Consider the following 15,007-nt stretch of genomic DNA (forward strand, 5'->3'; position numbering starts at 1 on the left):
TCTTGGGCGGTCGTGTTTGGCTCTCGGTGCTCAGAGCTTGGCGGCCGCCGCAAGCAGGTTGGTGGCCGACAGCCGCAGGCCCTCGACGTTGCCGTACTCGGCGTCCTCGTGCTCGATGTTGACGTTCATGTCCGGGTTCACCGCCGCGATGGTGCGCAGGAACTCGGCCCAGTAGTCCGTGTCATGCCCCAGGCCGAGGGCGACGAAGCGCCAGGCGGGATCCTGCGGCCAGGCGGTGGTCCAGTAGCCGTAGGCCACCGGCGTCTTGTTCTCCGCCTCGGCGGGGACGTGCCCGAAGTCGGTGTCCAGCACCCCGCGGTAGGCCACACCGGGGAACACCCTGGTGTCCTTGGCGTGGACGTGACCGACCAGTTTCCCCAGCCGCTTGGTGGCGGCGATCGGGTCCATCTGCTGCCAGAACAGGTGCGAGGGGTCTATGTTCACCTTGATGTTCGTGGACCCGGTCTCCTCAATCAGCCGCTCGAAGGAGGGGATGTTGAACACCAGGTTGCGGGGGTGCAGCTCAAGGCAGACCTGCACGCCGTTGTCCCGGGCCAGGGCGTCAATCTCCTTGAAGAAGGGCACGACCACGCTCCACTGGTATTCGAGGATCTCCATGTCGATGCCGTTCCATGGGTTGACGACCCAGGTGGGGTACTTCGCCGTCGGGTCGGTGCCGGGCGTGCCGGACATGGTGACGATCTCCCCGACGCCGAGCAGGCCCGCCAGCTTGATGGCGTTGCGCAGGTCCGCGGCGTGCTTGATGCCTTCGGCGGGCAGCGGCGATGTGGGGTTACCAGAGGTGTTCAGCCCGGACAGCCGCATGCCGCGCTCGGCGAAGATGCCCAGGTAGTCCTCCCGGGCGGCCTGGGAGGCGAGCAGCGCGTCAACGGGGCAGTGGGGCGAGGGAATGAAGCCGCCGACGTTGACCTCCGCGCCGGTCAGCCCTGCCTCCTTCAGGACATCCAGGGCGGCCGGAAGCGGGCGGTCGGAAAGGCAGGCGGTGTAGGCGCCGTAGTTCAGTGCCATGAGGCTTTCTCCTTGTAGTTCTTGGGTGTGGCTCGTAGGTGTGGTTCTTGGGTGCGGCTCTCGGCTACCTGCGGTGAGGGCCGAGCCGCCTGGTGCAGCGGGTGCCCCGGGGATTACTTGTTGTAGGGGGTGAGGTCCACGGCGGCGCCGCCATTGGCGGCCGAGGTGGCCACGGCGTCGGCGATGAGCATCTCGCGGTAGCCGTCGGCGAAGGTGGCGCACGGAGGCAGGGCGCCTTCGGTGACGCCGGCTACCTGCTGGAGGAAGGCGTAGGCCTGGTAGGTGAACTGCTCGATCTGGGTCAGGCCCACGCCGCCGAAGGCCATGGAGGAGCCACGCTCGAAGTAGGGGAAGGTCGGGTTGACAAGCACCTGGCGCGCGCCGCCCAGGCCGGCGGGGGAGTTCACGTCGTCGACCATGATCTCGCCGGCGCGGGCCAGGTCCCAGGAGGCCCGTCCCTTGGAGCCGAGCACGTCCAGCATCAGCGCGTTGGGCATGTTCCAGGCCACGCGCAAGCAGGAGAAGGTGCCCACCGCGCCGCTGGCGAAGTGCCCGGTGAAGGTGGCGACGTCGTCGTTGGTGACATCGGCCATCTCCACATCCGTGGTGTCCAGGGCGGTGCCGCGGGTGACGTGCCCCTTGGCTACGGGGCGCTGCTTGATGGAGGTCATCATGGCGCCTCCGGATACGGAGACCAGGGGGCCACAAATGGTCTCGGCGGTGTCGATCAGGTGGCTGCCGACGTCGCCGAGCGCCCCGGAGCCCATGGGGCCGGAGTAGCGCCAGGCCATGGGGGTGTTGGGGTCGACGCCGTAGTCGCACCAGTAGCGGCCCTCGAAGTGGTTGATCTCGCCCAGGTGCCCCTCCCGGACCAACTTGGCGATCTCGGCGATGGCGGCGTTGCGGCGGAAGGTGAAGCCGACGGAGGTGACGGTGCCGGCGGCCTTCTCGGCCTCGGCCATCGCCTTGGCCGACTCGAGGGTGTCCGCCAGGGGCTTCTCACACAGGACGTGCTTGCCGGCGCGGATCATGGCCTCGGCGATCTCGCGGTGCAGGGCGTTGCCCACCACGATGGAGACGATGTCGATGTTGGGGTCATCGGCGATGTCGCGCCAGTCCGTGACGGCCTTCTCATAGCCGTAGCGCTCGGCGGCGTCCTTGGCGAAGGGCTCGTAGGCGTCGGCGATGGCGGCCAGGCGGATCTTGGGCAGGCCCAGGTCGTAGACGGTGCCGACCTGGCGCCAGGCGTTGGCGTGGGTGGTGCCGGCCATGCCGGCGCCGATGACTGCGACTGACAGGGGTGAGCTGGAATTCATGGTTGGTGTCCTCGTTGACGGTGGTGGTGAAAGCGGGTGCCGCACCCTGCGCCGGCCGTGGGGCGCATGGCATGCCGTATCGCATGCGGTGCCGCACCGGACGCCGGCAGGCGGTCGGTGACGTCGGCCAAGGGAACGGACCCACATCAATTCACGCGCGTGAATTGGTGTAACAAGTGTGTTCTGCCCGCGCGTCGGAGTCAAGGGGGTGCGGGAAAGAAGTTCAAATTAGTCCGGACATTCGCCGGTATCGTGTGCGCGTGGAGTCTGTCGCCGCCGCTCCGGACGTGCGCCCCTGCCGGCTTCGGCCGGCCCATAGAATGCTTGCCGGGTGCCGCCGGTCGTGGTTGGCATCAGGGAAGTAGCTCGTGGAGAGGAGCCCTATGCCCGCCGGTGCCGTCTCGCGGGTGACCATCGCCATGGTCGCCGCACGCTGCGGCCGCTCGGTGTCCACGGTGTCCGCGGCGCTGAACGGTGCGCCGGGTGTGGCGGCCGCCACCCGGGAGGAGATCCTGCGGGTAGCCGACGAGATGGGCTACGTGGCCGATCCTCGCGCGCGCCTGCTGCGGCGCAGCCACTCCGGGCTAATCGGAGCGGGCTTCGCGGTGGGGCAGGCATTCCAGGGTCTGATCGTTGACGGCCTGTACCGTGCCTGTGCCGATCTGGAGCACTCGCTGGCGCTCGCGGCCGTGACCGCCCACCGTGACGGCGTGGCGGGGGTAAGGGCCCTGCTGGCCGATCACTGCGAGGGGCTGGTGCTGGTGGATCCGGCCATCCCGGACCATGAGCTCGGCCGCGCCGGCGCGCGGGTGCGGACCGTAGTCGTGTGCCAGACCACCGCGGTGGCGGGCATCGACGAGGTGCGCTCACGCGACGATGTCGGCATTACCGCCCTGATCAAGCACCTGGTCGCAACCGGACGGCGCCGCATCGTCTACCTTGACGGCGGTGCGCAGTCGGCCTCCGCGCCGCGCGCGGCCGCCTACCGCGCCGCCATGGCGGCGCACGGGCTGGCGGATGAGGTGCGCGTGGTTCCCGGCGGGGCGGATGAGGACGCCGGCGCTCGCGGCGCCGCGGCGCTGGCCGAGCTGCCTGAAGCGCTGGTGTGCTTCAACGATCATGCCGCGGTGGGCGCGCTTATGGAGCTGCGGCGACGCGGCGTCCGGGTACCGCAGGACGTGGCCGTGTGCGGCTATGACGGCATCCCCGTAACCGCCGCCACCGCATTCGACTTGACCACCGTGCGTCAGGATGCCGCCCTGATCGCCGAGGTGGCGGTGCGCACGCTACTGGCCCGGGTGCACCCGGAGCTGGCGGGGGTCCCGGCTGGGCAGGTGCCGGGGGAGCTGCCCGCCGGCGTCATCCGCGAGCCGCGCCCGCAGGGCGGTTGGGCCTACCTGGTGGCTCCTGAGCTGATCGTGCGCGAGTCCACGGCTTGACCCGGCCGCGCCCGAGGGGCGACCGGGTCAAGCGTGAGGGCGTGATGCGGGATAGGCGCCGGCGCGGGGCGGGAGTGTCAGGCCAGCCGCACGGGCTGCCCGGTGTGGGCGGACTCGGTGGCGGCCTCGGCCAGGCGCAGGGCGGCGACGGCGTCGGCGATGCCGGTCGGGGGAGTGGTACCCGCCTCAACCGCCTCGATGAAGGCCGACAGCTCCAGCCGGTAGGCGTCGGCGTAGCGCTCCAGGAAGAAGTCCAGGTAGGGCTCCTGGGCGTCGGTGACCTCCGCGTTGGACAGGCGCACCGTGTGGGCGCGCACGTTCTCCGCCAGCAGCGCGCCCTCTCGGCCGGAGGCCTCCAGGCGCTGGTCGTAGCCGGAGGCGCAGTGCCGGTTGTTGATGATCGTGGCCACCGCGCCGCTGGCGGCCTTGAGGGTGACGACGGCGGCGTCGAAGTCGCCGGTCGCGGCGATGGCCGGATCCAGGTGCTGGCCCACGGCGTGGACCTCGACGATGTCGCCGAGGAAGAAGCGGGCGGTGTCGAAGTCGTGAATGGTCATGTCGCGGAAGATGCCGCCGGAGACCTTGATGTACTCGGCCGGCGGGGCCGCCGGGTCGCGGGAGATGATGGTCAACTGCTCCAGCTCCCCGATCCGCCCCTGTCGCACTGCGGCGCGGACGGCGGCGAAGGACGGGTCGAAGCGCCGGTTGAAGCCGAACATGACGGGCGTGGTTACGGCGTCAAGCTCGGTGCGGGCGGAGTCGACGTCCTGCATGTCCAGGGCGATGGGCTTCTCGCAAAGGACCGCCTTGCCCGCCTTCGCGGCCGCCAGCAGGTGGGGGATGTGCAGCGGCGTCGGGGAGCCCACGACGACGGCGTCGACCTCCGGGTCGGAGAAGACCTCCTCGGCGTCCTTGCAGGAGCGGGCGCCGTACTGGGAGGCCAGTTTCTCCGCGGCGTCACCGAAGGGGTCGCACACCAGTGCGAGCTTCGCCTGCGGGTGTGCGGCTACGGTGCGGGCGTGGACGTGGCCGATGCGGCCGGCACCGATGATGGCGATGTTGAGCATCTGCGAACTTCCTTTGAGAGCTTCCTTGGTCGTGGGCGCGGGGTCGTGGGTGCGCGGCGGCGGCACTGTCTGAGCGCGCGCGTTAGCAACGGGTCTGCGGTGGCCCGGATGTGATTGAAGCGGGGTGTGAACCGGTGGTGCGGGAGGAGGTGGTGGCGCGAGCGCCGGTTCCGGGAACCGCCTGCGTTCGGCTCCCGGAACCGGTCGGCTCACGGCTGCGGCATGATGACGTCGCGCACCAGGGCGTCCAGGTCGGCGTCGGCCTGGAGGAACCCGCGCAGTGTGCGGCGCGTGGCGCCGTAGGAGTCGAACTCCTCCGGGGTCATGCCGTCCGGCTCGTAGGCGCGCACGAACTCGGGGATCGACATCAGCGTCTTCATGATCTCCGGGGCCACGGGCACGTCGATCCGGGGCTCAACCTTGTAGCCGGAGTCGTTGATGAGCTTCTGCCACTTGAAGGGCGGGGAGACCACCAGGTCACCGCCAACCAGCTCCGACCAGTGCATGACGTTGCGGAAGGCGGCCGAGAGCACCCGGGCGCGCAGCCCGCGGGACTGGAACTCCCGGTAGGCGCGCTTCAGGGCGGCTACGCCGCCCCACTCCAGGTGGCCGGGATCGATGAACAGGTTGTCCCGCTTGGCGACGATCTTGAGCCAGTCGTCCAGGCGGCCGCCCATGAGTGTGACGACCGGACCCATGGTGGAGGTGTCCTTGCCCTCGGCCTCGCGCCGCTTGAGACCGCGCTCAATCGCCTCGCCCGCGGTGACTGCCTGCGGCACGGAGAAGGACACGGTCACGTTCACGGACACTCCGCGGTAGGTGGCCTCCTCGATGGCCTTGATGCCGGTGGCGGTGGCGGGGATCTTGACGATGATGTTCTTGGCTAGCTTGGAGAACTCCTCCGCCTGGTCGGCCAAGGCCTTGGCGGAGCGGGCCAGGCGCGGGTCGGTCTGCATCGACAGGCGGCCGTTGCGCCCCTTGTGCTCCTCGAAGATCGGCTCCAGCAGCTTGGCGGCGTCAATGCTCAGCTCGCGCACCACCTGCCAGCCGATCTCGGACTCGCTGGCCTCGGGCATCTCCTCGGCGAGCTCGGCGATGCGGGGGAGCCAGCGCTCCTTCTTCTGGTTGATGCAGGTGTAGGCGATCGTAGGGTTGCAGGTGGCGCCTACGCCGCCGAAGGAGATGGACTGGCGCAGCTCGTCGGGGTCGGCGGAGTCGTTCCACAGTGCGGTTGGGGTGGTGCGGGCGGCCTCGAGAAGGGGCCCGGGGGTGTATTCAGTGCTCATCGGCGTGCTCCTGGGTGAGGGGTGGGCCACCGGCGTCTTCGACTGTGTGGTCCGTTGGCTCAATTCAAGCGCTGAGCGCCGCCACTGTCAAGCATTTGTAATGACAAATCTAGGGAGGTTTGTGCTGGCAGTTGCGGTGGGTGCCGGCAGGCGTCGGCAGGTCTTGGTGGCTGCGGGCGGCGTCTTGCGCGCCGCGGAGCTCGCGGGCACAGGTGGCCCGAACCGGTCGGCGCCCGGCGCCAGGCGCCCCGTGGTAGCGGGGGCGGAGCTTGCGCGGCGCCGTCCCGGGGCGTGGCCAGAGGGCGGGGCGGCTTCAGCCGGTGAAAAGGGAGGTCTCGAAGGAGTAGCGCGAGGCGCGGTAGATGTGGTTGCCGTACTCGATTACCCGGCCCGTGGCGTCATAGGTGGTGCGCTTGGCGGTCAGCAGGGCGGCGCGGCGGCGCTCGTCGAGGGCATCGGCCTCCTTGGCGGTGGCGTTGCGGGCGCCGATCACCTGCTTGGCGGTTGCCGGCACGATTCCACGCGCGCGCAGGAGGTCGTACAGGCCCGCGTGCTCGAGCTCTTCGCGAGTCGGTGCGATGGCGGCCGGCAGCAGATTGTCCATCAGGGCGATCGGCTCGCCGTCGGCGCTGCGCAGGCGGCGCAGATGAGTGACCTCGGTGCCGGGGTCCACCTCAAGCTGCTCGGCCTGCTCCTCGGTGGCCGGCGCGGTGGTGTACTCCAGCAGCGTGGTCTCGACTCTGTGCCCGGCGGCAGTCAGGTCTGACAGCAGGCTGGACAGCTCCATGGGGCGGCGCACGTGCGGTGAGGCGACTACCGTGCCGGCGCCCCGCCGGCGGGAGACCAGGCCGCGGTCCGCCAGGGACTGCATGGCCTGGCGGGCGGTGGGGCGGGACACTTGCAGGCGCTTGGCCATGGAGACCTCGTCCTCGATGCGGGTTCCCGGCGCCAGCTCGCCCTCCAGGATCAGCGTGCCGAGAGCTTCCGCTATCTGGGCGTACAGCGGGAGCTCGCTGGAGCGATCAATGGTGATCTCTGGCTGAAAGGGCGTATCGGACATGCAGGCTCTCTGAAAGGACGATCGATAGACACATGGTACGGCGCCGGGATGGTCTGCGGGTCGGGGGCTGGGGATCGACTTTGACTCGTTCGGGTCGCGGCTTTGCTGGCGCGGCCCGGGCGCGGCCGGGGTGGGCAGTCGAAACTGCTTCATTTTGTTCGGACAAACCGCTTGACTGGTGGAGCGGATCTGGGCCAGACTTCGAGCAGCGGGCCCTCGCGGGCGCCCGGATGCGCCCCGCCCCGATGATGTGGAAAGGGAGACCAACATGACCGCTTCGTCGAGCACGCCGCCGCTCGATGTACTGACGATCGGACGCTGTGGGATCGATATCTACCCGCTCCAGGTCGGCGTCGGACTGGAGGACGTGGAGAGCTTCGGCAAGTTCCTGGGCGGAAGCCCCACCAATGTGGCCGTGGCCGCGGCACGCTACCGGCACCGCTCCGCGGTCATAACCGGGGTGGGCGACGATCCCTTCGGGCGCTTCGTGTGCTCGGAGATGCGTCGGCTGGGCGTGTATGACGACTACGTAGTCACCAAGTCGGACTTCAACACCCCGGTCACCTTCTGCGAGATCTTCCCCCCGGACAACTTCCCCCTGTACTTCTACCGCGAGCCCTCCGCCCCCGACCTGGAGCTGACGAATAACGACATCCCGGGCGACGCCGTACGTGACGCCGCGATCTTCTGGATCTCCGCCACGGGCCTGAGCAAGGAGCCCTCCCGCTCGGCCCACCACGCCGCCCTGGACCTGCGCGGGCGCAAGCGGCACACCATCATCGACCTGGACTACCGGTCCATGTTCTGGAAGGACGAGGCCACCGCGCACCGGGAGGTAGCCGCGGTCCTGCCCAAGGTCACCGTCGCGATCGGCAACCGCGAGGAGTGCCGCGTCGCCGTCGGCCAGACCGAGCCGGACAAGGCGGCCGACGCCCTGCTGGAGGCGGGCGTGGAGCTGGCCATCGTCAAGCAGGGCCTGGAGGGCACGCTGGCCAAGACCCGGCAGGAGCGGGTGGAGATCCCCGTGACCCCGGTGGTCACCAAGAACGGCCTGGGGGCGGGTGACGCCTTCGGCGGCGCCGTCTGCCACGGACTGCTGTCCGGCTGGTCGCTGGAAAAGACGATCTACGCCGCCTCCACGGCCGGCGCGATCGTCTCCTCGCGCCTGGAGTGCTCCACGGCGATGCCGACCGAGCCCGAGCTGCTCGCCCTGATGCGCACGCACCGTGACCTGGTGCCCACCCTGCAGGACCTGTGAGGAGGGGATGAGCATGTCTGAAACGCCGCTGACCGACCGGATCATCGAGATCCGTGCCCACGCCCCCGAGCGCATCGCCCAGGTCCTGGCCGACCGCCCCCGCGGCACCCTCCCCGAAGGGGACGGCAAGCTCATGATCATCGCCTGCGACCACCCCGCCCGCGGGGCGCTCGCGGCCGGTGACGACCCCATGGCCATGGCCTCGCGGGAGCAAGTGCTCGCCCGCTGCGTCACCGCTCTGTCGCGGCCCGGCGTGAACGGCTTCCTGGGCACCGCCGACCTGATCGAGGACCTGGCCCTGCTCGGCGCCCTGGACGGCAAGCTCGTCTACGGCTCCATGAACCGCGGCGGCCTTGCGGGCTCCGCCTTCGAGATGGATGACCGCTTCACCGGCTACGACGCCGCCGGGGTGGTGTCCGCAGGCCTGGACGGCGGCAAGATGCTGCTACGCATCAACTACTCCGACCCCGCCACGGCTGACACCATCGCCGCCAGCGCCAAGGCCGTTGACGCCCTGGCCGAGCGCGGCGTCATGGCCATGGTGGAGCCCTTCATCTCCCGCTGGGAGTCGGGACGCGTAGTCAATGACCTCAGCCCCGACGCCGTCATGACGGCCATGGCCATCGCCTCCGGCCTGGGACGCACTTCCGCCTACACCTGGTTGAAGCTGCCGGCACTCCCGGAGATGGAACGGGTTGTCGAGGCCTCCACGCTCCCCGCCCTGATCCTGGGCGGGGCCGTCTGCGCGGACGCCGACGCCGCCCGTGAGTCCTGGGCCAGGGCGCTCGCCCTGCCCACCGTCAAGGGGCTGGTCATCGGCCGCTCCCTCCTGTATCCGCCAGACGACGACGTTGCCGCCGCCGTCGACCACACCGTAGGACTGCTCTCATGAACGCCACCGCCCCCAGTGCCGCCCCCAGTGCTGCAGACATTTACGTGCCCGCCGGTACCTCCGGCCATGACACCTTCACTGTCGACGTCGATCCCGCCCGCGCCGGCTGGGCCTACTCCGGGCTGCGCGTATGCGTGCTCGCCCCCGAGCGCTCCACCACCCTGGAGACCGGCGGGAGCGAGCTGCTGGTACTGCCGCTGGAGGGAGCTGCGACCGTCCTGGTGGACGGTCGCAGCTACGAGCTCACCGGCCGCACGGGCGTGTTCGAGGAGGTCACCGACTACCTGTATGTGCCGCGCGGCAAGACCTTCACCATCACCTCCCACGGGCGCGGCCGCTTCGCCCTGCCGGCGGCCGTGGCCTCCCGCGACCTGCCGGTGGCCTACTACGGGCGCGACCAGGTGCGCACCGACCTGCGCGGTGCGGGGGACTGCTCCCGGCAGGTGAACAACTACGCCCTGAACAACGGCGTGGAGACCTCTCACCTGCTGTGCTGCGAGGTGCTCACCCCCGGCGGCAACTGGTCCTCCTACCCGGCCCACAAGCACGACGTCGCCTCCGCCGATGAGCGCGAGCTCGAGGAGATCTACTACTTCGAGATCCGCAACGCCCCGGATGGGACCGCCGGATTCGGGCTGCACCGCACCTACGCCTCCAGCCCGGAGCGTCCCATCGACCTGTGCACCGAGGTGCACCAGGGGGACGTCGCCCTGGTGCCTTACGGCTACCACGGCCCCTGCGTGGCCGCGCCCGGCTACGACATGTACTACCTCAACGTCATGGCCGGCCCGGCCGAGGACCTGGTCTGGCTCGCCCCGGACGACCCCGCCCACCACTGGATCCGGGGCACCTGGGAGGAGCAGGAGATCGACCCGCGGCTACCCATGACGCACTGACGTCCAGGCCGGCCGGCGCCCCGTGCACCCCGCCGATAAGCCAATCAAGCAACCAGCAAGTAAACCAGCCAGCAAACCTGCACAGATTGAGAACCCACCCATGAGCAATGAAGCCTACGCGGGCACCATCCGCCTTACCGTCGCCCAGGCCACCATCCGTTTCCTGTCCAACCAGTACTCCGAGCGTGACGGCGTCGAGCAGCGCCTGATTGCCGGCGCCTTCGGCATCTTCGGCCACGGCAACGTAGCCGGTATCGGTCAGGCGCTGCTGCAGAACGAGGTCGCCCCCCTGGAGGGCGAGGAGCCGATGCCCTACATCATGCCCCGCAACGAGCAGGGGCAGGTGCATGCGGCCGCCGCCTTCGCCAAGACCAAGAACCGGCTGCAGACCTACATGTGCACCGCATCCATCGGCCCCGGCTCGCTCAACATGGTCACCGGCGCCGCCCTGGCCACCACCAACCGCCTGCCCGTGCTGCTGTTCCCCTCCGACCAGTTCGCCACCCGCGTGCCCGACCCGGTCCTCCAGCAGCTGGAGGACCCCACCACGCTGGACATCACCGTTAACGACGCCTTCCGGCCGGTGTCCCGGTTCTTCGACCGCATCAACCGCCCCGAGCAGCTCATCCCCTCGCTGCTGAACGCCATGCGCGTGCTCACCGACCCGGCCGACACCGGCGCCGTCACCATCGCCATGCCGCAGGATGTCCAGGCCGAGGCCCACGACTGGCCGATCGAGTTCTTCCGCAAGCGCGTGTGGCACGTGCGCCGCCCCGTGCCCGAGCCGGCCGCCCTGGAGCGCGCCGTAGCCCTGATCCGCGCCGCCAAGCGGCCACTGGTGATCGCCGGCGGCGGAGCGATCTACTCCGAGGCCTCCGAGGAGCTGCGCGCCTTCGCCACCGCCACGGGCATCCCGGTGGCCGACACGCAGGCCGGCAAGGGCGCCATCAACTTCGACCACCCCTGCGCCGTGGGCGGGGTCGGCTCCACCGGCGGCGACTCCGCCAACCACTTGGCGGACAAGGCCGACCTGATCATTGGCGTCGGCACCCGCTACTCCGACTTCACCACGGCATCCAAGACCCAGTTCAAGAACCCCGACGTCAAGTTCGTCAACGTCAACGTCGCCGCCTTCGACGCCGCCAAGGAGAGCGCGGAGATGGTCGTGGCCGACGCCCGCGAGGCACTGGTGGCGCTGACCGAGGCCCTGGCCGACTACCACGTGGAGCCCGCTTACACCGCGGAGATCGCCCGCGAGCGCGAGGCCTGGTTCGCCGTCACCGACAAGTGCTACCACCTGGACCACCAGCCGCTGCCGGCGCAGACGGAGGTATTCGGCGCCCTCAACGAGCTGCTCGGCGACGAGGACGTGGTCATCAACGCCGCCGGCTCCATGCCCGGCGACCTCCAGGCCCTGTGGCAGGCCAAGACCCCCGTCCAGTACCACGTGGAGTACGCCTTCTCCTGCATGGGCTACGAGATCCCGGCGGCGCTGGGCGTGAAGCTGGCACGGCCGGAGAGTGAGGTCGTCTCCATCGTCGGGGACGGCACCTACCAGATGCTCCCCATGGAGCTGGCCACGGTGGCCCAGGAGGGCATCAAGGTCATTTACGTACTGCTGCAGAACTATGGCTTCGCCTCCATCGGGTCGCTGTCCGAGTCCCACGGCTCCCAGCGCTTCGGCACCAAGTACCGCCGCCGCGGCCAGGGCGGCCACCTGCAGGACGAGGACAAGATCGCCGGGGTGGACATTGCCGCGAACGCCGAGTCCTGGGGCCTGAAGGTCTACCGGGTCTCCACGATTGCGGAGTTCAAGGAGGCCTACGCCCAGGCGCACGCCGGGGACGAGGCCGCCATGATCCACATCGAGACCGATCTGTACGGCCCGAACCCGCCGTCCTCCTCCTGGTGGGACGTGGTGGTCTCCGGCGTCTCCAACCTGGAGTCCACCCAGAAGGCCTACGAACAGTACGTCGAGGACCGCAAGCCACAGCGCCACTACCTGTGAGCGGCGGCCCCTACCTGAACGAACCTGAACCGAGAACACACGAAGGAGTCAGCGATGACACAGAGCACCTCAGCGTCCGACCTGCGGACGATCACCCACTGGGTTGACGGCAAGCCCTACGAGGGCAGCCCGATCGGCCGCTTCCCGGTGGAGAACCCGGGCACCGGCGAGGTAGAGGCCGAGTTGCTGCAGGCCTCGGACGCCGACCTCGACTACGCCGTCGAGGTGGCCACCCGGGCGCAGAAGGAGTGGGCCAAGTACTCCCTGGCCAAGCGCACCGCGATCATGTTCCGTATGCGGGACCTCGTCCTGGAGCACCAGGATGAGATGGCCCGGCTGATCGTGGCCGAGCACGGCAAGAACTACTCCGACGCCATCGGGGAGATCCAGCGCGGCCGGGAGACCCTCGACTTCGCCACCGCGATCAACCTCGCCCTGAAGGGGGAGTACTCCTACGACATCTCCACGGGTGTGGACATCCACACCCTGCGCCAGCCGGTCGGCGTGGTCGCGGGTATCTGCCCCTTCAACTTCCCGGCCATGGTGCCCATGTGGATGCACCCGATCGCCATCGCCACCGGCAACGCCTTCATTCTCAAGCCCGCATCCATGACGCCGTCGGCGGCCCTGCTGACCGCCCAGCTGTACAAGGAGGCCGGCCTGCCCGACGGCGTGTTCAACGTCGTCGCCGGCAACCGGAAGATGGTCACCAAGGTGCTGGAGCACCCGGGGATCAACGCCATCTCCTTCGTGGGCTCCACCCCGGTGGCCCACATCGTGCAGGACACCGGCGTAACCCACGGCAAGCGGGTGCAGGCCCTCGGCGGGGCCAACAACCACGCCATCGTCATGCCCGACGCCGACCTGGACTTCGCCGCCCAGCACATCTCGGCCGCCGCCTTCGGCGCCGCCGGCGAGCGCTGCATGGCGCTGCCCGTCGTCGTCGCCGTCGGCGGGATCGGTCCGGACCTCGCCCGGCGCGTCAAGGCGCACGCCGAGAAGATCAAGGTTGGCTACGGCATGGACGAGGGCGTGGAGATGGGGCCGGTCATCGACGCGAAGTCCAAGGAGAACATCATCGGGCTGATCAATGAGGGCGAGTCCAAGGGCGGTGACGTGGTCCTGGACGGCCGGGGGCTAGTGGTTCCCGGGCACGAGAACGGACACTTCCTGGGCCCCACCATTGTTGACAACGTGCCGCTGGACTCCGAGCTGTACCAGCAGGAGGTATTCGGGCCGGTGCTCTCCATCGTGCATGCCGACACCTACGAGGAGGCCATCGAGATCGTCAACTCCTCGCCCTACGGCAATGGCTCGGCGATCTTCACCAACGACGGCGGCGTCGCCCGCCGCTTCCAGCTGGACGTCGAGGCTGGCATGGTCGGCATCAACGTCCCGATCCCGACCCCGGTGGCCTACTACTCCTTCGGTGGCTGGAAGGAGTCCCTGCTCGGGGACACGCACATTCACGGTCCGGAGGGCGTGAAGTTCTACACCAGGGCCAAGGCGATCACCTCCCGCTGGCCCAGTGAGAAGACCTACGCGGCCACGATGTCCTTCCAGCGCGAGGAGTAGGCGAGGCTAGACGGCGCGGTCCCCGCGCGTGCGCCCCCGCAGTGCCGTGGCTGCGGGGGCGCACGGTGCGCGCCGGTCTCGCACCGCGTCGGGCCGTTCTCACCACCAAATTTGTCAGTACAAATCTCTGGTGTTTTCGGGTGCCGACCGTTACACTCGTAGTTGTCCGAAACGATTCGGACGCTCGGGTCGGCCGCCGCCGGTCCGAGCGATCCAGCTGAACTCCTAGGAGTGACAATGACGTCTACCGCCTCCAAGGCCGTCAACACCAACGACCCGAAGTACTCCAAGCTCACCATCGGAGTGTGTCCGGACCAGTGGGGTGTCTGGTTCGCCGACGATCCCAAGCAGATGCCGCCCCGCCAGGCGTGGGAGGAGATGGCCGAGGCCGGCTTCGAGGTCATCGAGACCGGCCCCTGGGGCTACTTCCCCACCGACCCCAAGGAGCTCCAGAAGTGGTGCGACGAGTACGGCATGCGGGTCGTCGCAGGAACCGGCTGGGGCATTCTGCACAAGGCCGAGGCCTGGCCCGAGACGGTCAGGCACTTCCGGGAGATCGCCGAGACCCACGCCGCCGTCGGCGCCGAGTACATGGTTCACCTGCCCCCGCTCTACCGCGATGACAAGACCTGGGAGTGGACTGACGACCGCGTCCTGAGCGACGAGGCCTGGAAGCTGTACGTCGAGCACGCCAACGCGCTCGGCCAGATGCTGCTGGAGGACTACGGCCTGAAGATGGTGCTGCACCCCCACGGCGACTCCCACATTGAGACGCCCGAGGAGATCGCCCGCATCTTCGACGCCACCGACCCCAGGTACGTCAACCTGTGCCTGGACTCCGGTCACGTGGTCTACGGCGGCGGCGACCCGGTGGAGCTGTGCAAGAAGTACCCCGAGCGCATCACCTACGTGCACATCAAGGCCTTCGATGAGGACATCACTCGTGAGGCCCATGAGAAGGACTGGCCCTTCGGCGAGGCGGTCACCAAGGGCGCCTCGGTCTGCCCGCCGGCGGGCCTGCCGGAGATGCACGCCTTCGTGGACGCGCTCGCCGAGCTGGACAAGCCGATCTACTGCATCTGCGAGCAGGACTGCTACCCCTGTGACCCGTCCTTCCCCAAGCCCAACGCCATCAACATGCGCAAGTACCTGGCCGAGTGCGGCCTGGGCCTGGCCTGAGC

12 protein-coding genes are annotated in these 15,007 nt (G+C 69.1%); 7 read left to right on the plus strand and 5 right to left on the minus strand.

Features of this window, described 5'->3' with window-relative positions:
* Positions 1-30 precede the first annotated feature (30 nt).
* Together GZ998_RS06195 and GZ998_RS06200 are read right to left on the minus strand one after the other, a co-directional pair.
* On the minus strand, positions 31-1,029 hold the full coding sequence (locus GZ998_RS06195; RefSeq protein WP_219109352.1) for a sugar phosphate isomerase/epimerase: 999 nt from the start codon (positions 1,027-1,029) through the stop codon (positions 31-33).
* A 113-nt stretch (positions 1,030-1,142) separates the two neighbouring features.
* On the minus strand, positions 1,143-2,345 hold the full coding sequence (locus GZ998_RS06200; protein WP_219109353.1) for a Gfo/Idh/MocA family protein: 1,203 nt from the start codon (positions 2,343-2,345) through the stop codon (positions 1,143-1,145).
* Between the two features lie 383 nt (positions 2,346-2,728).
* Between GZ998_RS06200 and GZ998_RS06205 the strand changes: the two genes are divergently transcribed.
* Positions 2,729-3,784 carry a LacI family DNA-binding transcriptional regulator gene (locus tag GZ998_RS06205; protein ID WP_162679665.1) on the plus strand — a complete coding sequence of 352 codons (1,056 nt, stop codon included), beginning with the start codon at positions 2,729-2,731 and terminating at the stop codon, positions 3,782-3,784.
* A 77-nt stretch (positions 3,785-3,861) separates the two neighbouring features.
* On the opposite strand, the gene iolG is transcribed toward GZ998_RS06205, so the two are convergent.
* From iolG to GZ998_RS06220, 3 genes are all read right to left on the minus strand, one after another.
* Positions 3,862-4,851: an inositol 2-dehydrogenase gene (gene iolG, locus GZ998_RS06210; protein WP_219109354.1), complete on the minus strand. Its 990-nt coding sequence runs from the start codon at positions 4,849-4,851 to the stop codon at positions 3,862-3,864.
* A 209-nt stretch (positions 4,852-5,060) separates the two neighbouring features.
* Positions 5,061-6,137: a transaldolase family protein gene (locus GZ998_RS06215; protein ID WP_161924699.1), complete on the minus strand. Its 1,077-nt coding sequence runs from the start codon at positions 6,135-6,137 to the stop codon at positions 5,061-5,063.
* Between the two features lie 313 nt (positions 6,138-6,450).
* Entirely contained in the window at positions 6,451-7,197 is a 747-nt protein-coding gene (locus GZ998_RS06220) for a GntR family transcriptional regulator (protein ID WP_219109355.1), read from the minus strand.
* 268 nt (positions 7,198-7,465) lie between these two features.
* Here GZ998_RS06220 and iolC point away from each other — a divergent pair, with 268 nt between their 5' ends.
* The 6 genes from iolC to GZ998_RS06250 all read left to right on the plus strand — a co-directional run bounded on the left by iolC (position 7,466) and on the right by GZ998_RS06250 (position 15,005).
* Complete coding sequence (gene iolC, locus GZ998_RS06225; protein ID WP_219109356.1) at positions 7,466-8,455, plus strand: 5-dehydro-2-deoxygluconokinase; 990 nt, start codon at positions 7,466-7,468, stop codon at positions 8,453-8,455.
* A gap of 13 nt (positions 8,456-8,468) precedes the next feature.
* The gene (locus GZ998_RS06230) at positions 8,469-9,347 is read left to right on the plus strand and encodes a deoxyribose-phosphate aldolase (RefSeq protein ID WP_219109357.1); all 879 of its coding nucleotides are present in this window, start codon (positions 8,469-8,471) and stop codon (positions 9,345-9,347) included.
* The gene (gene iolB, locus GZ998_RS06235; RefSeq protein WP_219109358.1) at positions 9,344-10,243 is read left to right on the plus strand and encodes a 5-deoxy-glucuronate isomerase; all 900 of its coding nucleotides are present in this window, start codon (positions 9,344-9,346) and stop codon (positions 10,241-10,243) included. Before GZ998_RS06230 ends, iolB begins: the two co-directional genes overlap by 4 nt.
* A gap of 100 nt (positions 10,244-10,343) precedes the next feature.
* Complete coding sequence (gene iolD, locus GZ998_RS06240) at positions 10,344-12,251, plus strand: 3D-(3,5/4)-trihydroxycyclohexane-1,2-dione acylhydrolase (decyclizing) (protein ID WP_219109359.1); 1,908 nt, start codon at positions 10,344-10,346, stop codon at positions 12,249-12,251.
* A gap of 81 nt (positions 12,252-12,332) precedes the next feature.
* Positions 12,333-13,826, plus strand: coding sequence for a CoA-acylating methylmalonate-semialdehyde dehydrogenase (locus GZ998_RS06245; RefSeq protein WP_161925438.1), 1,494 nt, complete (start codon positions 12,333-12,335; stop codon positions 13,824-13,826).
* A gap of 237 nt (positions 13,827-14,063) precedes the next feature.
* Positions 14,064-15,005 carry a sugar phosphate isomerase/epimerase gene (locus GZ998_RS06250; protein WP_162679672.1) on the plus strand — a complete coding sequence of 314 codons (942 nt, stop codon included), beginning with the start codon at positions 14,064-14,066 and terminating at the stop codon, positions 15,003-15,005.
* Positions 15,006-15,007 lie beyond the last annotated feature (2 nt).

The organism is Actinomyces sp. 594 (genome assembly GCF_019325145.1).
GTDB lineage: Bacteria > Actinomycetota > Actinomycetes > Actinomycetales > Actinomycetaceae > Actinomyces.

Coding starts and splice junctions, on each gene's coding strand:
- GZ998_RS06230 (WP_219109357.1), top strand. CDS start 8,469: ATGTCTGAAACGCCGCTGACCGACCGGATCATCGAGATCCGTGCCCAC.
- GZ998_RS06220 (WP_219109355.1), bottom strand. CDS start 7,197: ATGTCCGATACGCCCTTTCAGCCAGAGATCACCATTGATCGCTCCAGC.
- iolD (WP_219109359.1), top strand. CDS start 10,344: ATGAGCAATGAAGCCTACGCGGGCACCATCCGCCTTACCGTCGCCCAG.
- iolB (WP_219109358.1), top strand. CDS start 9,344: ATGAACGCCACCGCCCCCAGTGCCGCCCCCAGTGCTGCAGACATTTAC.
- GZ998_RS06250 (WP_162679672.1), top strand. CDS start 14,064: ATGACGTCTACCGCCTCCAAGGCCGTCAACACCAACGACCCGAAGTAC.
- iolC (WP_219109356.1), top strand. CDS start 7,466: ATGACCGCTTCGTCGAGCACGCCGCCGCTCGATGTACTGACGATCGGA.
- iolG (WP_219109354.1), bottom strand. CDS start 4,851: ATGCTCAACATCGCCATCATCGGTGCCGGCCGCATCGGCCACGTCCAC.
- GZ998_RS06200 (WP_219109353.1), bottom strand. CDS start 2,345: ATGAATTCCAGCTCACCCCTGTCAGTCGCAGTCATCGGCGCCGGCATG.
- GZ998_RS06215 (WP_161924699.1), bottom strand. CDS start 6,137: ATGAGCACTGAATACACCCCCGGGCCCCTTCTCGAGGCCGCCCGCACC.
- GZ998_RS06205 (WP_162679665.1), top strand. CDS start 2,729: ATGCCCGCCGGTGCCGTCTCGCGGGTGACCATCGCCATGGTCGCCGCA.
- GZ998_RS06195 (WP_219109352.1), bottom strand. CDS start 1,029: ATGGCACTGAACTACGGCGCCTACACCGCCTGCCTTTCCGACCGCCCG.